Origin of the sequence: Rhodococcus sp. 05-2255-1e (assembly GCF_002259025.1) — a bacterium.
Classification (GTDB): Bacteria; Actinomycetota; Actinomycetes; order Mycobacteriales; family Mycobacteriaceae; genus Rhodococcoides; species Rhodococcoides fascians.
In genome coordinates this window covers 1-18314 of the sequence record NZ_NOZE01000010.1, presented here as the reverse complement: position 1 = coordinate 18314, position 18314 = coordinate 1, and the positions used below count along the sequence as shown (strand labels likewise).

Below are 18314 nucleotides of genomic sequence, written 5' to 3'. Positions count from 1 at the left end.
TCCTGAGAGGTCGTTACAATGGTGTGTGCCGGTACGCAGCCGGCCGAATCCGAAGACCTCTCCGCCGGAAACAACTCTGGCGTGACGCCGCACGACTTCGTCACGAAAGGGCGTACGTGGCAGCCACCGATATCCGTCAGACCGTAGATTCCGAACCTGGAACTGCGACACCTGAACCTGCTGTCAAGGCACCCGCCGCGAAGGCACCGGCTAAGAAGGCACCGGCCAAACGCGCCGCCGCCAAGAAGGCACCGGCCAAGAAGGCCGCAGCGAAGAAGACAGCAGCTCCCGCCACCGGCGAGGACGTCGACGAGAGCACCCCGGGAATCGAAGACATCGACATCTCCGAAGGTGATCTTGCCGCCGCAGCGAACGACGTCGTCGAGGTCGTCGCCGCAGGCGACGACACCGAAGAGGACGCAACGAGCGAGCCGACCGCCGAGGACAAGGCGTCGGGCGACTTCGTCTGGGACGAAGAGGAATCCGAAGCGCTGCGTCAGGCCCGCAAGGACGCCGAGCTCACCGCATCAGCGGACTCGGTTCGTGCGTACCTCAAGCAGATCGGCAAGGTCGCCCTCCTCAACGCCGAGGAAGAGGTCGAGCTCGCCAAGCGCATCGAGGCAGGACTGTTCGCCGTCGAGAAGATGCGCGAGTCCGCGGAGAAGGGCGAGAAGCTCCCCGTCGCCCAGCGGCGTGACATGACCTGGATCTGCCGTGACGGCAACCGCGCCAAGAACCACCTGCTCGAGGCAAACCTCCGCCTCGTCGTCTCGCTGGCCAAGCGCTACACGGGCCGCGGCATGGCGTTCCTGGATCTCATCCAGGAGGGCAACCTGGGTCTGATTCGCGCAGTCGAGAAGTTCGACTACACCAAGGGCTACAAGTTCTCGACGTACGCCACCTGGTGGATCCGCCAGGCCATCACCCGTGCCATGGCAGACCAGGCCCGGACCATTCGTATCCCGGTGCACATGGTCGAGGTCATCAACAAGCTCGGACGCATCCAGCGTGAGCTCCTGCAGGATCTGGGCCGCGAGCCCACTCCGGAGGAACTCGCCAAGGAGATGGACATCACGCCCGAGAAGGTGCTGGAGATCCAGCAGTACGCTCGCGAGCCGATTTCCCTCGACCAGACCATCGGTGACGAGGGTGACAGCCAGCTCGGGGACTTCATCGAAGACTCCGAGGCTGTCGTCGCGGTCGACGCGGTGTCGTTCACGCTTCTGCAGGATCAGCTTCAGTCGGTGCTCGAGACGCTCTCCGAGCGCGAAGCAGGCGTGGTCCGCCTGCGCTTCGGCCTCACCGATGGACAGCCCCGCACCCTCGACGAGATCGGGCAGGTGTACGGAGTCACCCGCGAGCGAATTCGTCAGATCGAGTCCAAGACGATGTCGAAGCTGCGGCACCCGTCGCGGTCCCAGGTTCTGCGCGACTACCTGGACTGACAATCTTCGAACGACAAGCGACCGTCGATCTTCGGATCGGCGGTCGCTTCCCGTTACTGGCGACTGCCAGGTTTTCGGTCAGAGTACGGGCGTCTGGAAATCCCCGGCGGGCCCCGGTCGGTACTCGACGGCGGCAGTGACGGCCTCGAGCGGTAGCGGTCCGTACAGGTGCGGAAACAGCATCGACTGCGGGTCGGACGGCACACCCGGCTCCCACTGCACCGGCGCACTCAACCGCGCTGGGTCCAGCGCCAGCAGCACCAGATCGGTGCGTCCTGGGAAGAGCCGGTTCGCGGGCAGATGCACCTGCTCGGGTGTGGAGAGGTGAACGAAACCCAGTTCGGCGAACGACTCCGGCGTGTACTCGGTACCGCCCCGGATTCTCGACCACTCCTCCGTGGTGCACAGATGTACGAGGACGTCGGTTCGATCGGTCACACCGCCATTGTGCCGGGTTCTCGGGGCCTCGTGTCCCCTACCCCGCGCGTCCCCGAGCCGTGTCCTGGAAGTCAGGGCGGGGGCAGCGTGGGTACCCCACCGCGCGTTCGGCCCGGCAGGCCGCCGAGCACCACTGCGGCGATGACGGCAAGGATTCCCAGGGACTCGAGCAGCGTCGGCACCTGGGTCAGCACCACGGCACCGACGACAGTCGCGGTCACGGGCAGCAACGCCAACAGCAACGCGAAGCGAGCCCGACCCACTCGGACCAGGACGTACTGGTCGAGAACGTACGGAACGACGCTCGACAGCAATCCGACGCCCAGGCCCAGAACCCAGATGCGCCAATCGCTCAGAACGTCGGTGTGCGCGAATGCGAACGGTGCGAACAGCGGCACGGCGAGAACCACCGATGCGATTCCGAAACCGGCAGCCATGTCGTCGAGCCCCTGCCCGGCGTCGGCCACGGACTTGCCCAGCACGATGTACGCCGCCCACAGAGCCGCCGAACCGAGCGCGAACGCGATTCCGATCAATCCCACCTCGCCGCCCTCGAACTGAGCCGACGCGATGGCGGCAACGCCGGCGACCACCAGAACGACCGCGAGTGCATCGGTGAGCTTCCGAGATCCTGCTGCTGCGACGACGATCGGGCCCAGAAACTCGATGGCGACCGCCGCACCCAGGGGCAGCCGAGCGATGGCCTCGTAGAACATCACGTTCATGCCGATGGTGGCCGCTCCGAACGCGGCAGCGGTCACCGCGCGTCGTACCGTCCATACGGATCCGGCACCGCCGCGTCGACGCCACGGCCTACGCCAGGCAATCAGGACGACAGCGGCACCGAAGCCCCGCAGCCAGGCCACCGCAGCCGGGTTCACCGTGTCGAACAGGAACACTCCGATGGCCGCACCGACGTACATGCATACGGCACCGATCACGAACAGCGACGGGATACCCAGCCTCGAAGCGCCGGACAGCGAAGAAGAAGTCGAAGCCACACCGGGACCCTACTGCCGCCACCCGTCCGATTCCGTATCAGCTGTCAGCGAACAGGATCCACGGCATTCCTGCTCGTAGGACATGTTTCGTGTTAGTGACAACACAAAGAAACGCGCTCGGGAACAACGCGTGACCGCCATACGTCTGACAGAGTGAACGAACCGCGCCATACCGACGCGGCGGACCGGCCCCAGGCGAACGGGACATACCCGCAAGCCAGTACGGAGGAGTCATGCCCGGAACATTGACCAGCCCACAATTGACAGCAGCGGACCGGTGCGACCGGTGCGGTGCAGGGGCTCGCGCGCGTGTCGTGCTCTCGACCGGTGGAGAGCTTCTCTTCTGCGGTCACCACGCCACCGAGCACGAAGCCCGCTTGCGTGAAGTGAACGCAACGGTGATGACCGAATCGGACTCCACGGTGTAACCCACCGACTCGTCGGGGGACGCCAGTTCGCCACAGCTGTACCGATACAACTGCATCAACGCACGATCACAACGACGGACGGTCTCTGGACCGTCCGTCGTTGTCGTGTCACCGGCACAGTCCGCCGGCAGCACTCGACCGTCGGGTGCTACATCTTGCGCAACTGCGCGATTCGCTCACCCAGCTGCTCCGCCGATGCCATCGCCGTCGGCGGGCCACCGCAGATTCGACGCAGATCGCCGTGAATGACGCCGTGCGGCTTCCCCGTCCGGTGGTGGTACACCGCGACCAAACTGTTCAATTCCCGCCTCAGGCCGGCCAACTGGCCGGCACTGGTGGCCCTGTCGTTGACGACGGCAGGCGCGGGGATCGCCGGGCCCGGAGCGGGTTTGTCGATCTGCTCCTGCTGACGCTGGCGAAGCAAGTCGCGCATCTGCGTCGCGTCGAGCAGGCCGGGCAGCCCGAGATAGTCGGCTTCTTCGTCGCTGCCCGAGAACGTCGCGGTCCCGAACGAGGACCCGTCGTAGATCACCTGATCGAGCTCGGCATCCGCGCCGAGGGAGGTGTACGCCTTCTCTTCCTCGCCCAGCTCGTCTTTCTGCTTGTTCGCGTCGGCCAGCAGCTCGTCGTCGAAGCCGTCCTTCTCGCGGTGGGGCTTGCCCAGAATATGGTCGCGCTGAGCCTCGAGCTGTGAGGCGAGGTCGAGCAGGACCGGTACCGACGGCAGGAAGACGCTCGCCGTCTCGCCCTTACGGCGTGATCGCACGAAACGGCCGATTGCCTGCGCGAAGTACAGCGGAGTGGATGCACTGGTGGCGTAGACGCCGACGGCGAGACGCGGAACGTCGACACCCTCGGACACCATGCGAACGGCAACCATCCACCGCTGATCACTCTTGCCGAACTCGGCGATACGAGCCGAGGATGTGGGGTCGTCGGAGAGGACGAGGGTCGGCGTCTCCCCCGTGATCACCTCGATCAGCTTGGCGTAGGCCCGCGCCACCGTCTGGTCGGTCGCGATCACGAGACCACCTGCGTCGGGCATACCGCCCGACCGCAACTGTGCCAATCGTGTGTTCGCAGCCAACAACACCGCAGGCATCCAGTCGCCCTGCGGGTCGAGGGCGGTACGCCAGGCCCGTGCGGTCTGCTCCGCATTCAGCGGCTCGCCCAACCGAGCGGTGTACTCCTCGCCTGCGCTGTCCCGCCACCGCGCCTCCCCGGAATACGCGAGGAAGACGACCGGGCGAACGACTCCGTCGGCGAGGGCGTCGGAGTAGCCGTACGCGTGATCGGCCTTCGACCGCATCAGGCCGTCCTGATCCGGTTCGTAATTGACGAACGGAATGGGACTGTCGTCGCTGCGGAACGGAGTACCCGTCAACGCAAGGCGTCGGGTGGCGTCGCCGAACGCTTCACGGATGCCCTCGCCCCAGCTCTTCGCGTCACCACCGTGGTGGATCTCGTCGAGGATCACCAGAGTCTTGCGGGCCTCCGTGCGCACTCGGTGCTTGAACGGATGCGAGGCGATCTGCGCGTAGGTCACCACCACACCGTGGTAGTCACTCGAGGTCTGCCCGGTCGAGTTGGAGAAGCGTGAGTCCAACGCGATGCCCACCCGCGCCGCCGACTCGGCCCACTGATGCTTGAGGTGCTCGGTGGGTGCCACCACCGTCACCTGATCGACGGTGCGGTGCGCGAGCAGTTCGGCGGCGACGCGCAGGGCGAACGTGGTCTTACCTGCACCCGGGGTCGCCACCGCCAGGAAATCCTTGGGCGAGGCGACGAGATACTTCGTCAGCGCGCGTCGCTGCCAGGCACGTAGCGGTGCCCCGCCGGCGACGGGCGCAGCCGTCTGATCGGTGGATGGTGGTGTGGGATCGAACATGTCAGCGCTCACTGGCCGCCGGTTCCTGGCATCGATGTAAATTCCTCGCGCTCTCGGTAGCCCTGCAGTGTCCGCCGAGGAGCCTATCGCTCCGTACCGACGGATCCCGCATCGCTGGGGTGATGTCGGACGCGACACGGCGCGTCGGTCGTTAGGCGAAGTCGGCATCGGTCAGGAATGCTGGAGGCACCATGAGCGAGTCTGCAGGCCCAACTCCCACGCCGCCGCGATTATCGGCGAGAAACCCGCTACGTGCGGTGTGGAAAGTGACTCTGCGCACGCTCGGCAAGGCCTGGGACGATTCGATCTTCAGCAAGGCCGCGACCGCCGCCTTCTGGCAGACGCTGTCGCTACCGCCCCTTCTGCTCGGGGTGCTGGGCAGTCTCGGTTTCGTCGGAGGATGGTTCGGCCCCAACACCGTCGACATCATCGAGTCGAAGATCATCACCTTCAGCAACACGCTCTTCAGCAGCAGTGTCGTCGATCAGATCATCGCGCCGACCGTCCGAGACGTACTCGCACAGGGCAGTGGCGAAATCGTCTCGGTCGGCTTTCTGCTCTCGCTGTGGGCGGGCTCGTCGGCGATCTCGACGTTCGTGGACTCCATCGTCGAAGCACACGGACAGGCCGACGCTCGAAATCCCGTCTGGCAGCGGTTCTTCGCGCTGCTCCTGTACGTCGGCTTCCTGATCATCGCGGTGTTCGTGCTTCCGCTCGTCGCACTCGGACCGGTGTACGTCCAGCAGATACTGCCCGATTCGTGGCTGACCGTCGGCAGCGAACTCGTCGACTTCCTGTACTACCCGGCCGTCGGCTTGCTGCTGATCATCGGACTGACCACGTTGTACAAGCTGGCGTTGCACACGTCACTGCCCTGGCATCGTCTGCTCGGCGGAGCACTGCTGGCCGGGGTGTTCTTCATGATTGCCAGCGCCGTACTCCGCCGGTACCTGACCTGGGTCACCAGCACCGGCTACACCTACGGTGCGCTGGCAACTCCGATCGCGTTTCTGCTCTTCACGTTCTTTCTCGGCTTCGCCGTGGTCCTCGGAGCCGAGTTCAACGCGACGATCCAGGAGTTCTGGCCGGCCAGAGCAACCCGAATGGATCAAATGCGTGAGTGGCTCGCAGCGCAGGCAGCGGCGGACGACAAGCCGTCGGGACCGGTGACCGCGGTAGCGCGGCGTCTGGCCACAGGCCCGATCAAAGTGGTCGGCGATCGGCAGCGATCCGACCGGCCCGAACCGTCTCAGTGACGGTCGGGCCCGGCGGAGTCACCGTCGAACGTGAGCCGTCACTCGCCCTTCTTGAGGCCCTCGTAGACCTTCTTGCAGTCCGGGCACACCGGTGAGCCCGGTTTTGCAGACTTGGTGACCGGAAACACCTCGCCGCACAGCGCTACCACATGGGTACCCATGACGGCGCTTTCGGCGATCTTGTTCTTCTTGACGTAATGGAAGAATTTCGGCCGGTCATCGTCGGTGGTTTCGTCCGGAGCGATGTCGGGACGGTCCTTCGTCTGAGTGCTCATGAACACAGATTAATCCGTCGCCACACTGTGTTCGAACCGGTCGCACAGCTCGTCGTATGCAATCTGTGAGCGGTAGTGCCACAGTGGAGGTATGACGAGAACCCCAGGGTTCGACGGAAGCGCGTACAGCGACTCGCCGGATGGGCCCGTCCTGATCACCGAGGCGCAACAGTCGGTGGAAGAGCAGCACAAAGCGCGTGTCCGCAAGTACATGTTCATCATGTCCTTCCGCATACCGGCCTTGGTGCTCGCTGCACTGGCATACGGAATGTGGATGAACCCATGGATATCCATGGCGATCGTCGGTCTGTCCATTCCGCTCCCATGGATGGCGGTGTTGATCGCGAACGATCGGCCGCCGCGTACCAAGGACGAAATGAGCCGGTACGACTACCGGACCATCGACAGTCCGGCCATCGAATCGAGCAATCACCGCGTGATCGAAGCCGGCGAGGACTGACAGGAAGCCGACAGGCGGTGCGACACTTGCTCGGTGAACGCACAGATTTCTCCGTCCCCACTGGTCGCTGCCGCCGCTGCCCTCCGTGATGCCTTCGATCGCGCGGGTTACGACGCCGACGGCGTCCTGACGTTGCTGGGCTCCGACGCCCACGCCGCACTGGGACGCAGCGAACCGGTACCGGTCCGCAACGCGAGCCTCGGCGGCGGAGATCTGGGTGTCCTGGTGCGATTGTTCCTGCTGGTAGACGACTGCCCCGAGGCCGAGGTCGCGGCCGCTCTCGCACCGCTGACCGTCTCCGAAGCCATCTCGGCCGGCATTCTCACTCGTACCGGATCCACGGTGCGCACCCTGCTCGACATCCGGCCCCTCGACGCCGGGCACGGAACCCGGTGGATCGTCTCCGATCCCGACGGCAGCATGCGCGTCGCCGACACGGCCACCGATCATGTGCTCGGCGTCGGCCAGGCGTCGCTGTCGTTGTTGCGCGGTACACCGACCTCGCCAGTGGACACCGTCCTCGACGTCGGGACCGGATGCGGCGTCCAAGCCGTCCACGCGTGCGACTACGCAACGACGGTGACCGCGACCGACATCAGCCCGCGTTCGATGGATCTGGCGGCAGCGACGACGGCCCTCAACGGTCTCGACGTCGAATTGCTGCACGGTTCGTGGTTCGAGCCGGTGGCCGGACGTACGTTCGATCGGATCGTCGCCAATCCCCCGTTCGTCGTGGGACGAGCCGAAGTACTGCACTCGTATCGCGATTCCGGCCTCGACCTCGACGGTGCGAGCGCATTGATGATCGCCCAGGCACCCGAGCACCTCACCCTCGGTGGGACTGCTGCCATCCTCGCGTCGTGGGTGCACCTCGAGGGCGAGGACTGGCGTACGAGAGTGGCGTCCTGGCTTCCCGCCCACGGCGTCGACGCCTGGGTGGTCGAGCGTGACGTGGCAGACCCCGCTCTGTATGTGGGCACCTGGATGCGCGACGGCGGTCTGGACCCGCGCGACCCCGATGCGGCCGCGGTGGCCCAGTCCTGGCTCGATCATTTCGCCGCCGCGGGTGTCGAGGGCGTCGGTTTCGGGTTCGTCTATCTACGCAAGACGGACTCTCCGACGGATCTGCTCGCCGAGGAGTTGACGCACGGGTTCTCCGACCCGCTCGGGAACGAGTCGCTCGAGTATTTCTCTCGGCTCGAGTGGCTCCGTGACAACGACATTCTCGACTCGGTACTGACTCTCGACCCCAACACCGCGCTCGAACGGGTGTTTCTTCCCGGCGACGAGGGCTGGGCTCCAGTGGCGATCCGTGTCCACCGGGGAAACGGACCACAGTGGCAGCACGACGTCGACGAGCTCGGTGCCGCGCTTCTGGCGGGCCTGCGTCCGGATGGGCTCGCGGTGGGCGAACTGGTCGAGCTGCTCGCCGCCGCGCACGGTGAGGATGCCGACGAACTGGCGGGGCATGCGGTGACGCTGATGCAGGGTCTGGTGCGGCACGGACTCGTGTTGCCGGCTCGCTGAACGGACCTGGGGCTGCGCTGCCGTTCCCGCTGCGAACGTTCTCAGCAACTTCTCAGGACGGACCCGCCGTATTCCCTGGTCAGGCGGGTATCACAAGGATCGGCGTGGGAACTTATCGGAGCGTCCCGAGCGTTGAACCTGTGAGACACCACCGACCAGGAGGCAAGTCATGACCAGCCCCAGCACCACGATTCGTCCGCGGCCCACCGATGCCGATCTGGACGCCCAGAGCCCAGCAGCCGATCTCGTTCGCGTGTACCTCAACGGCATCGGCCGCACCGCGTTGCTGACGGCTGAAGAAGAGGTCGACCTGGCCAAGAGGATCGAGGCAGGTCTGTACGCCAAGCAGGTTCTCGAGAACACGAAACGGTTGAGCGCAGTCAAGAAGCGCAACCTGGCCATCATCGTGCGGGACGGAAGCGCGGCGCGCAGCCATCTGCTCGAAGCAAACCTCCGGTTGGTCGTCTCGCTCGCCAAGCGCTACACAGGTCGCGGAATGCCGTTGCTCGACCTGATCCAGGAGGGCAACCTGGGCCTGATTCGCGCCATGGAAAAGTTCGACTACGCGAAGGGCTTCAAGTTCTCGACCTACGCAACGTGGTGGATCCGTCAGGCCATCACTCGCGGCATGGCAGATCAGAGCCGAACGATTCGGCTCCCTGTCCACCTCGTCGAGCAGGTCAACAAACTCGCCCGGATCAAGCGGGAGCTGCATCAGCAGCTCGGACGCGAGGCAACCGACGAAGAGCTGTCGAGTGAATCGGGCATCGCAGTCGAGAAGATTGCGGATCTGCTCGACCACAGCCGGGATCCGGTCAGCCTCGACATGCCGGTGGGTAGCGACGAGGAAGCGCCGCTGGGTGACTTCATCGAGGACTCGGAAGCCACGTCCGCCGAGAACGCCGTCATCGCCGGGCTGCTGCACAGCGACGTTCGCGTCGTGCTCGGCACCCTCGACGAACGTGAGCAGCAGGTCATTCGTCTGCGCTACGGCTTGGACGACGGCCAGCCGCGCACCCTCGATCAGATCGGCAAGCTCTTCGGACTGTCTCGCGAGCGCGTGCGTCAGATCGAGCGCGAGGTGATGGTCAAGCTTCGCCAGGGTGACCGCGCCGAGAAGTTGCGTTCGTACGCCAGCTGATTCCGGTTCTCCGACCGGTGGAGCGACGGTGACCACTCCCGTTCGCGCCATCCGACGCGGTGGCCGAACCGACGTTCTTTTCCCCTCGGGACGTCGGCTCGGTCGCCGCTTCTCTCGTTTTCGGCGACACAGTCCTCGTCAACGCAATCGTCGGGGACCCAGGTCTGCCTTCGTCGGTTCGGGCCCGATTCGTACTCGCGCATCGGTGATGTATGCGCCGTCGGCGGATGCCAGCACCGGTTCGCAAGAAATCTCACGGATGTCGGGAATGTCCTCGGCCAGCGCAGATATGCGCTGGACGAGGTCGATCAGCGCACTCTTGTTGACCGGCACGGCGTTTCGGTAGCCCGACAGCAGCGGGGCAGCCTTCGGCGCGTCGATCAACTGTGCCGCTTCGTCCTCGGTCAACGGCAGCACACGGTAGGCACGGTCGCCCAACAGATCCGAGATCACTCCGGCCAGACCGAACGAGATGAGCGATCCGAACGACGGGTCGTCCTGAACCCGCACCACGCAGCCGATTCCCTTGACTGCCATGCGCTGGACGTGCAGTAGCGGCTCTCCGGATTCGGCCGCCAGGTTGCGGTATGCCACACGGACTGCCGAGGCGTCGGCGACGTCCAAGCGGACACCGCCCAGATCGGGCCGGTGCCGCCACCGCTTCCCTGTCGCCTTCACGGCAACCGGGTACCCCAGTTCGTCGGCCGCCGCGACGGCCTCGTTCTCGTCGGTGACGGCGCGGAACGCCACGACGTCGAGGCCGTAACAGGCCAACAGTTCGGCAGTCTCGAAATCCGACAGCCAGCGCCCTTGGCCCCCTGCCGAACGCCAATCCCGGACCAGCTGCTTGGCGCGATCGCCGTCGATGCTCTTGGGCCGAACCAGATTCGACACCGGCCGCGAGCGCCAGGACGAATACCGCCACGCGGCGGCGAGTGCCGCCACGGCTCGTTCGGGGCTCGAATACGACGGAACCGAGCCCCGAACCGGGTGCCCGCCGGGCCCGCGTACAGCCAACACATCCGGGATACCTTCGGTGGCGAGGAATGTCGACAGCACCGGCTTGTCGGATCCCCGGACCGCATTGCCCAGCGCAGTCGCGAACGGTTCGACCTCGACCGCGACCGGGGGCACGAACACGACGATCACTGCATCGATGTCGGAGGCGGCCAGTGCCGACGAGACGGCCGCGGCAAAATCCTCGGGACCGGCCTGCGGTCCGACGTCGGTCGGGATATCGGCATGCAAGCCTTTGGCGCGAGCGGCGTCCACGGCCAGGACTCCCAGGGCTGTGGAGTTGCCCACGACGGCCACGCGTGGGCCGGCCGGCAAGGGTTGGTTGCCGAACAGTACTGCACAGTCGAACAGTTCGGAGATGGTGTCGACCTGGATCACTCCGGCTTGGGCGAACAACGCTCGGACGATGGAATCGTCGATGTCGGCACCGATGGCGTGTGCGGGTGGTACGGCTCCGCGGCCGCTCTTGACCGCGATGATCGGCTTGCTGCGCGCTACCCGTCGAGCGATTCGGGTGAATTTGCGGGGATTGCCGAAGCTCTCCAGGTACAGCAGAATCACCTCGGTCGCCGGGTCGGAGTCCCAGTACTGCAACAGGTCGTTGCCCGAGACGTCCGCTCGGTTGCCGGCAGAGACGAACGTCGACAGACCCAGTCGGCGATTGGCTGCCTCGTCGAGAATTGCGATGCCGAGCGCGCCGGACTGACAGAAGAAGCCGACGTTGCCCGGGGTCGGCAGATGCGGTGCCAATGTGGCGTTCAACCCGAACTCCGGGTCGGTGTTCGCGACGCCGAGCGCGTTGGGCCCGATCAACCGCATCCCGTGGGCACGAGCGGCGAGCACCAGTCTGCGTTCGCTCTCCTGCCCCGCTGGCCCGGTCTCGCCGAATCCACCCGACACCACGAGCAGTGCTTTGACACCTTTGTCCAGGCAGTCGTCGAGCACCGCGTCGATGGCATCGGCCGGAACGGCCGCGATAGCAAGGTCGACCGGGTCCGGGATGTCGTGCACCGTGGCGTACGCGCGGACACCGCGCACCGAGCGGTGGTCGGCGTTGACGGGGTACACCGGGCCCGTGAAGTTACCGGCGAGCAAGTTCGCCAGCACCGCGTTACCCACCTTGGAGCTGTCGGTCGATGCGCCGATGACGGCGACCGATCGAGGGCTGAGTACGTTGCGAACGCTACGGGCCTCGGCTGCGCGCTCGCGAGAGTTCCGCACCGACAGCAACGCCTCGCTCGGATCGATGGCGAATTCCAGACGCAGGACGCCGCCCTCGAAGGAACGGCTCACCTGATATCCGGCCTCCCGGAACACGGTGACCATGTTGCGGTTCTCGGCCAACACCTCGGCGACGAACATGTTGACGCCGTTCTCGGCGGCCGCACCCGCGAGGTGCTCGAGCAGGATGGGTCCGAGTCCGCGGCCCTGGTGGGCGTCGGCGACGACGAATGCAACCTCGGCCGAGTTGCCGTCGCCCTCGGGTAGCCGCTCGTACCGGCCGACCGCGATGATGTCGTCGCCCAGTACTGCAACGAAGGCCACACGGTCGTGGTGGTCGACAGTGGTGAAGTTCAGAACGTCCCGCTGCGGCATCGTCGGATAGGGGCCGAAGTACCTAAGGTATCTGGTGCGCTCCGACAGTCGTCCGTGAAAAGCCACGATGGCCTCGGAGTCCGAGGGCACGATGGGCCGCAGGTGCACGACGCCGCCGTCCGACGTCAGAACGTCGGCGACCCAGTGCCGCGGAAACTCTGTTTCCGCGCGCTCTCGCGCCAGTTCCTTGCTGCTCTTCTCGTCTGTCGCGGCGGCCTGTTCGGCGGCCGGATCGGTACCGGTGGAATCAGTCACGCGGGTCCTCCGGATCGAGTCCGAGCAGCGGAAACACTGCTCGACGAGTGGCGATGATGGCCGAGTCGACGCGTTCGAGTGCCCGGTCGGTGCCGTCCGTTCCGGCCAACGATCCGCCGGGACCGTCCCAGGCGGGATAGTCGACATCCCCACCGTCGCCCATGGTCTGGGGCAGATCCACGCTCGGTGCCATGGTTCTCACTCGTTCGCGCCAGGTGTCGGGTAGGGGTGCCATCGGATCGATGTTGCGGCCGAGGGCAGCGGCGATCAGGTGAGTCCAGGCCCGTGGAACCACCCGAACGAGGCCGTACCCGCCTCCCCCGACGGCCAACCACCGACCCTCCGAGTATCGGTCCGCAAGGTCGCGCATCGCCAGGAAGGCCGCGTTCTGCCCGTCGACGGTGAGCGCAAGGTCTGCGAGCGGATCCTCGCGGTGACTGTCGACGCCGCACTGACTGACGATGATCTGCGGCCGGAACGCTCCGATCGCGCCCGGAACGATCGCGTGGAAAGCGCGCAGCCAGAGCCGATCTGCGGTTCCGGGCAGCAGTGGGACGTTGATCGAGGAACCCTCTCCGCGTTCGGTTCCTACCTCCGTCGACCATCCGGTGTTCGGCCACAGTGTTGCCGGGTGCTGGTGCAACGAGACCGTCAGAACCCGAGGATCACCGAGAAACGCTGCTTGGACGCCGTCGCCGTGGTGTGCGTCGACGTCGATGTAGGCGATGCGATCGAACCCGTTGTCCAGCAACCACGAAATGGCAATGGCGGCGTCGTTGTAGACGCAGAAGCCCGAGGCCCAATCGGCCATCGCGTGGTGCATTCCACCGCCGATGCTCACGGCTCTCCTGGCCCGCCCCGACGCGATCTCACGCGCGGCCGCCAAGGAGCCGCCGGTCAGCATCGCGCTGGCTTCGTGCATGTGCTCGAACACCGGGTTGTCGTCGGAACCGAGACCGTGGACGACGTCGTCGGGGTCTCGCAGGGCCGGACCCTGCGACGGCGCGCGCTTGACGGCCTCGATGTACGCGCTGGTATGAAAACGCAGCAGCTCCGAGTCCGGTGCCGCCGACGGTTCGACGAGCTCCACGCCCGCCAACACACCGAGATCGGTGGCGAGGGCCATCGTCAGATCGAGCCGCGTCGGGTTCATCGGATGGTCGTCGCTCCACCGGTAACCGAGATAGTCCGCGCTCCACACGACGATGTCCTCGGGACGGTTCGGAATGGATACGGCGGCGCGTGTCGCCTGATCAGACATACGGACAAAACTACGTTGCCGCGCGGGATGGTGTTGCCGGGTTCCGGTGTTGTCTTCGGTACCCGGTTGTGACTCGCCACGGCGAGCGGCTTCCGGGGTTGTGATGCGCCGCGCCCGCCGCCATCGGGTGCAGCGCCGATTCAGAGCCGCTGACGGTAGGATCGAACCCGACGAAGGGGTTGAGTGTGAAGGATCTGGTCGACACCACGGAGATGTACCTCCGGACGATCTACGATTTGGAAGAAGAAGGCGTCATCCCGCTCCGCGCGCGGATCGCCGAGCGGCTGGAGCAGAGTGGTCCCACCGTCAGTCAGACCGTCGCCCGAATGGAGCGCGACGGTCTTCTGTCCGTCGCCGGCGACCGGCATCTGGAGCTGACCGAGAAGGGCCGCAGCTTGGCCGTCGCGGTCATGCGCAAGCACCGTCTCGCGGAGCGTCTGCTCGTCGACATCATCGGACTGCGCTGGGAAGATGTGCACGCCGAGGCGTGCCGTTGGGAACACGTGATGAGCGAGGAGGTCGAGCGCCGGTTGGTCACCGTGCTGAACAACCCGACGACCTCGCCCTACGGTAATCCGATCCCTGGTCTGGCGGAGCTGGGTCTGGGTCAGACGACACTGGCACCGGAGGCTCTCATTCGTCTCACCGACGTCCCGCTCGGCGAGCCTACGGCGGTCGTCGTCCGCCGCTTGGCCGAGCACGTTCAGTCCGACCCCGAGGTCATCGCTCAGCTACGCGAGGCGGGCGTGGTTCCCGATGCCCGGGTTACAGTCGAAGCCAAGCCCGGGTCGGTGACGATCACGGTGCCAGGACACAGTGGTGTCGACATATCCGACGAAATGGCGCATGCCGTTCAGGTGAAGAAGGTCTGATCTCTTCCCACGGACGGCCTCTGCCGCGTGTGAGGGAGATCGAACAGTGAAGCTTCTCGTTACCGGTGGTGCAGGGTACGTCGGCAGTGTGTGCGCGGCGGTACTCGACGAACGCGGCCATGAGGTCGTCGTCGTGGACAACCTGTCCACCGGTAATCGGGATGCCGTTCCCGCCGGGGCCACCTTCGTCGAGGGTGACATCAAAGACGTCGCGGCGGAAGTATTGACGGGCGGCGACTTCGATGCAGTTCTGCATTTCGCAGCGCAGTCGTTGGTGGGCGAGTCGGTTGTGTCGCCGGACAAGTACTGGAGTGGGAACGTAGTGACGTCCCTGGCTCTTCTGGACGCGATCCGGTCCTCCGGCACCCCCAAGTTGGTGTTCTCCTCCACCGCGGCCACCTACGGCGAGCCCGAGAAGACTCCCATCACCGAGGACGACCCCACCCGTCCCACCAACCCGTACGGTGCGACCAAACTCGCGATCGACCACGCCATCACCTCGTATGCAGCGGCCTACGGCCTCGCCGCTACCAGTCTGAGGTACTTCAACGTGGCCGGCGCATACAAGGGTTTCGGTGAGAACCGCGTCGTCGAGACCCATCTCATCCCCCTCGTATTACAGGTCGCCCTCGGTCAGCGAGAGAAGATCTCGGTGTTCGGCACGGACTGGCCCACTCCCGACGGCACAGCCGTCCGCGATTACATCCACGTCGCCGATCTCGCCGAAGCGCACATCCTCGCCGTCGATGCCGCCCAACCCGGTCGGCACTCCATCTACAACCTCGGCAGCGGAACGGGATTCTCCGTCGACGAGGTCATCTCGTCGTGCAAGCGCGTCACCGGACTGCCCATTGCCGTCGAACATGCGCCTCGCAGGCTCGGTGATCCGGCCGTGCTGATTGCATCGAGCGCCCGTGCCGTCGAGGAACTGCACTGGACGCCGGAGTTGACCGATCTCGATCGCATCGTGTCCGATGCGTGGGACTTTCTGCAGCAGCTCGGCGACCGTTCTCACGCGGCTCGCTGAGCAGATTCCAGATCAGCGTCGACCGAACGGGTCGCCCGGTAGCCGAATGCCACAGGCTCGCGCACAGGCGAACCCACTCTCGGCGACTTCGCGAACCAGGGCAGGACTGGCACCGACACCGAGCGACCGGTCCAACAGCGACGCCAAACTGTGGGAGCTGTCTGCCTTCAGGGCCGCATCGATCGCGATTCGGGCCATCGGTCCGTCTCCTCGCACGTAGGCACTGAACGCGAGAAGTGTTGCTGCTATTGCTCTTTCGCGGTTCGGAACCACACGGACGAGGTGCGCCCAGAATTCCTCGACGACATCTGCATCCTCACCGAGAGTCAGTGCCAGCATCGCGTCACGGACCTGCACATGCCCGATCGCGACGGCGACCCGCGCGAAGTCGGTCGTCTCGAGCTCGGAGTCGTAGGGAGACCGCGCGAGGTAGGACAACACCGCCGTCAGGTGGTCGGTCAGCGACAATGCACCGCTGCGCCGAAACTTTGCCATCTCGGCGGCGACTGCCTGCACCGTCTCGACCGGGCCGGGTGCGATGAATTCGGCGAGCTCGTCTCTCGAGCGTCGTACCGGATAGCCGTCCAGCACTCTGGCCACCGTCAGCGGCGATGCCGCCGGATCGGCGATACGACCGTGCTGCCGTGGGCCCTGTAGCGACCACCAGTGCGCGGCATCGGCAATGGCCGAGGTTGCGAAGGCGGCTTCGAGCCGCACACCGAACGTCGGGAGGGTGACCTCGAGCTCGTTCACCAGATCCTGAACGTCGAGTGTGTAGTGCGTTCGCTCGTTGCGGCCGAGCCTGTCGTCGACGAACACAGCGATCACCGAGACGATGTTCTCGAATGCGCAGTAGCCCGCCAGGTAGTCGATGACGTCGAGCATGTCCGGCGTGGCGCGAGTGTCGCTACCCGCACGTCGATCGGTGTGTTCGCCGGCCAGCACGAGGTCGTGCCGCATCGTCGGGCCGATGCTGGTGCCGCCGTCCTCGAGCGCGATCAGCACCATCGATCGATGGGGATCGAAGCCGAGCATCGCCGGGATCGCGGCCAACAGTTCGCTCGCGTCACCGATCCGTACGCGGTGTCGACTGGAGAAGGGGTCGTGGGAGTTCGTCGGTGTGTACATGCCTCGAAGTCTTACGAGGCTCCGTGACGCCTTACCGGCTCGACCAGGGGCCGAGCAGCACCCTGTGCATGCCGGACTATCTGTGGATGAAACGGCGTCCACCCGCCTCCGCCGAGCGGACCGTGTCGGTCCGCTCTGCTAGAGAGGCCGCCACTCCGGCAGGAGAACGTCAGCTCTGGTTCACCTTCTGCACCGCGGCCGTGAACAGCTCGTCCAACGTCATTGCATCGGGTGTGGCGGACCCGAAGGACATGAATGTCGCCGAGATCCGCACGCCGTCGACCTGCGCCATCAGGGTCAACATCGACTGGGTGACGGCATCCCCGCCGGTGCCCGACGAGACGGTCTGTCGCACGGCGAGTGTGTCGTCAGCGTCTATCGGCGGTGCGGGTGTCAGCGTGGACGTGACCGTGGAGGTGGCACCGGACTTGGTTGCGGTCACTTCGCCGCACTGTTCGAGCTGCTCTTTGCGCGCCGAGAGCGGCTGGTCGACAGCGGTCAGTTCGATGGAGATCGTGGATCGACTGTCGTTGTCGGTGCCGACGATCATCGCCGTACCGGTCGGGCCGAAGTCCTGGTCCGCGGGTTTGCACCCCGCCGGGCTGACCTCGGCGCCGGCCGGTATTCCGCTGAGATCGGGAGCGGCCTGCGAGATGGCCTGCTGGGGCAAAACCAACGGGTCGTACGGGGCCGGGAAGCTCGCCGGGTCGATGAGCAGTGTGTTCAGGTCCGTGCCGGGCTGCGATGCGGTGGTGCCACCGGCAGTGGGCTCGGCTGTTCCGGTGACGGTGGAGCTGCACCCCACCAGCACGAATGCTCCGATCGCCGCCGACGTGGCTGCGATGGTCAGGCGGGTCTGTGCGGCGCGGCTCACGTGAAGTCCTCTTCGAGTTCGTGGGGACGCCGCAGCGAGCGCTTCGGCGTCCCCACCACTGTCTCATTCCACCTACCTCGAACGCGGCAGGCGAGCTACGGCAGTGTCGTCGGTGTCAGTTCCCGCGGGCGATCCATTCCTCCAGGTGCGGGGACTCGTCCCCGATACTCGTTCCGTCTCCGTGCCCGGTGTTGACCCGGGTCTCGGCAGGCAACGCGAACAACCGATCCCGAATCGAGCCGATGATCGTCGGGAAATCCGAATACGACCGACCCGTCGCCCCGGGCCCACCGGAGAACAACGTGTCCCCCGAGAACAACTGACCGGCCTCGGGCAGATACAGACAACTCGACCCCGGCGAATGACCGGGAGTATGCAACGCCACGATCTCCGTCCCCGCGACGGTGATCCGCTGACCGTCCTCG

17 protein-coding genes are annotated in these 18314 nt (G+C 65.6%); 8 read left to right on the top strand and 9 right to left on the bottom strand.

Features of this window, described 5'->3' with window-relative positions:
- Window positions 1-116: 116 nt before the first annotated feature.
- The gene (locus CH262_RS08070; RefSeq protein WP_094717406.1) at window positions 117-1445 is read left to right on the top strand and encodes an RNA polymerase sigma factor; all 1329 of its coding nucleotides are present in this window, start codon (window positions 117-119) and stop codon (window positions 1443-1445) included.
- Between the two features lie 78 nt (window positions 1446-1523).
- Here CH262_RS08070 and CH262_RS08065 read toward each other — a convergent pair whose 3' ends face one another.
- Window positions 1524-1883 (bottom strand): DUF952 domain-containing protein, encoded by a 360-nt coding sequence (locus tag CH262_RS08065; protein WP_094717405.1) that lies wholly within the window; start codon window positions 1881-1883, stop codon window positions 1524-1526.
- Between the two features lie 71 nt (window positions 1884-1954).
- Window positions 1955-2884 carry an EamA family transporter gene (locus tag CH262_RS08060; RefSeq protein WP_094717404.1) on the bottom strand — a complete coding sequence of 310 codons (930 nt, stop codon included), beginning with the start codon at window positions 2882-2884 and terminating at the stop codon, window positions 1955-1957.
- A 233-nt stretch (window positions 2885-3117) separates the two neighbouring features.
- Between CH262_RS08060 and CH262_RS08055 the strand changes: the two genes are divergently transcribed.
- Window positions 3118-3312, top strand: coding sequence for a DUF7455 domain-containing protein (locus tag CH262_RS08055; RefSeq protein ID WP_027496884.1), 195 nt, complete (start codon window positions 3118-3120; stop codon window positions 3310-3312).
- Window positions 3313-3460: 148 nt separating this feature from the next.
- Here CH262_RS08055 and CH262_RS08050 read toward each other — a convergent pair whose 3' ends face one another.
- Complete coding sequence (locus CH262_RS08050) at window positions 3461-5200, bottom strand: DEAD/DEAH box helicase (RefSeq protein WP_032370441.1); 1740 nt, start codon at window positions 5198-5200, stop codon at window positions 3461-3463.
- Between the two features lie 191 nt (window positions 5201-5391).
- On the opposite strand from CH262_RS08050, the gene CH262_RS08045 reads away from it, so the two are divergent.
- The gene (locus tag CH262_RS08045) at window positions 5392-6456 is read left to right on the top strand and encodes a YihY/virulence factor BrkB family protein (protein ID WP_045841788.1); all 1065 of its coding nucleotides are present in this window, start codon (window positions 5392-5394) and stop codon (window positions 6454-6456) included.
- 38 nt (window positions 6457-6494) lie between these two features.
- Here the strand turns inward: CH262_RS08045 and CH262_RS08040 are convergent, their stop codons facing one another.
- Entirely contained in the window at window positions 6495-6731 is a 237-nt protein-coding gene (locus CH262_RS08040) for a DUF3039 domain-containing protein (RefSeq protein ID WP_027496881.1), read from the bottom strand.
- Window positions 6732-6822: 91 nt separating this feature from the next.
- Here CH262_RS08040 and CH262_RS08035 point away from each other — a divergent pair, with 91 nt between their 5' ends.
- The 3 genes from CH262_RS08035 (at window position 6823) to CH262_RS08025 (ending at window position 9859) form a co-directional block, all read left to right on the top strand.
- The gene (locus CH262_RS08035) at window positions 6823-7191 is read left to right on the top strand and encodes a DUF3099 domain-containing protein (protein ID WP_027496880.1); all 369 of its coding nucleotides are present in this window, start codon (window positions 6823-6825) and stop codon (window positions 7189-7191) included.
- Window positions 7192-7236: 45 nt separating this feature from the next.
- A complete protein-coding gene (locus CH262_RS08030; RefSeq protein WP_094717525.1) occupies window positions 7237-8718 on the top strand; it encodes a N5-glutamine methyltransferase family protein in 1482 nt (493 codons plus the stop codon).
- Window positions 8719-8887: 169 nt separating this feature from the next.
- Window positions 8888-9859, top strand: a complete 972-nt coding sequence (locus CH262_RS08025; protein ID WP_027496878.1) for a sigma-70 family RNA polymerase sigma factor — start codon at window positions 8888-8890, stop codon at window positions 9857-9859.
- A gap of 138 nt (window positions 9860-9997) precedes the next feature.
- Here the strand turns inward: CH262_RS08025 and CH262_RS08020 are convergent, their stop codons facing one another.
- Complete coding sequence (locus tag CH262_RS08020) at window positions 9998-12655, bottom strand: bifunctional acetate--CoA ligase family protein/GNAT family N-acetyltransferase (protein ID WP_027496877.1); 2658 nt, start codon at window positions 12653-12655, stop codon at window positions 9998-10000.
- Window positions 12656-12719: 64 nt separating this feature from the next.
- Window positions 12720-13988: an acetoin utilization protein AcuC gene (locus tag CH262_RS08015; RefSeq protein WP_051365138.1), complete on the bottom strand. Its 1269-nt coding sequence runs from the start codon at window positions 13986-13988 to the stop codon at window positions 12720-12722.
- Window positions 13989-14173: 185 nt separating this feature from the next.
- Between CH262_RS08015 and CH262_RS08010 the strand changes: the two genes are divergently transcribed.
- Both CH262_RS08010 and galE read left to right on the top strand, forming a co-directional pair.
- On the top strand, window positions 14174-14860 hold the full coding sequence (locus tag CH262_RS08010) for a metal-dependent transcriptional regulator (RefSeq protein ID WP_027496875.1): 687 nt from the start codon (window positions 14174-14176) through the stop codon (window positions 14858-14860).
- Window positions 14861-14906: 46 nt separating this feature from the next.
- Window positions 14907-15887 (top strand): UDP-glucose 4-epimerase GalE, encoded by a 981-nt coding sequence (gene galE, locus CH262_RS08005; protein WP_032387297.1) that lies wholly within the window; start codon window positions 14907-14909, stop codon window positions 15885-15887.
- Window positions 15888-15899: 12 nt separating this feature from the next.
- Here galE and CH262_RS08000 read toward each other — a convergent pair whose 3' ends face one another.
- From CH262_RS08000 to CH262_RS07990, 3 genes are all read right to left on the bottom strand, one after another.
- A complete protein-coding gene (locus tag CH262_RS08000; RefSeq protein WP_094717403.1) occupies window positions 15900-17015 on the bottom strand; it encodes a DUF4192 domain-containing protein in 1116 nt (371 codons plus the stop codon).
- Window positions 17016-17184: 169 nt separating this feature from the next.
- Window positions 17185-17859 (bottom strand): DUF5642 family protein, encoded by a 675-nt coding sequence (locus CH262_RS07995; RefSeq protein WP_371828541.1) that lies wholly within the window; start codon window positions 17857-17859, stop codon window positions 17185-17187.
- Window positions 17860-18004: 145 nt separating this feature from the next.
- On the bottom strand, window positions 18005-18314 hold a 310-nt coding region (locus CH262_RS07990), incomplete at its 5' end, for an MBL fold metallo-hydrolase (RefSeq protein ID WP_143547084.1).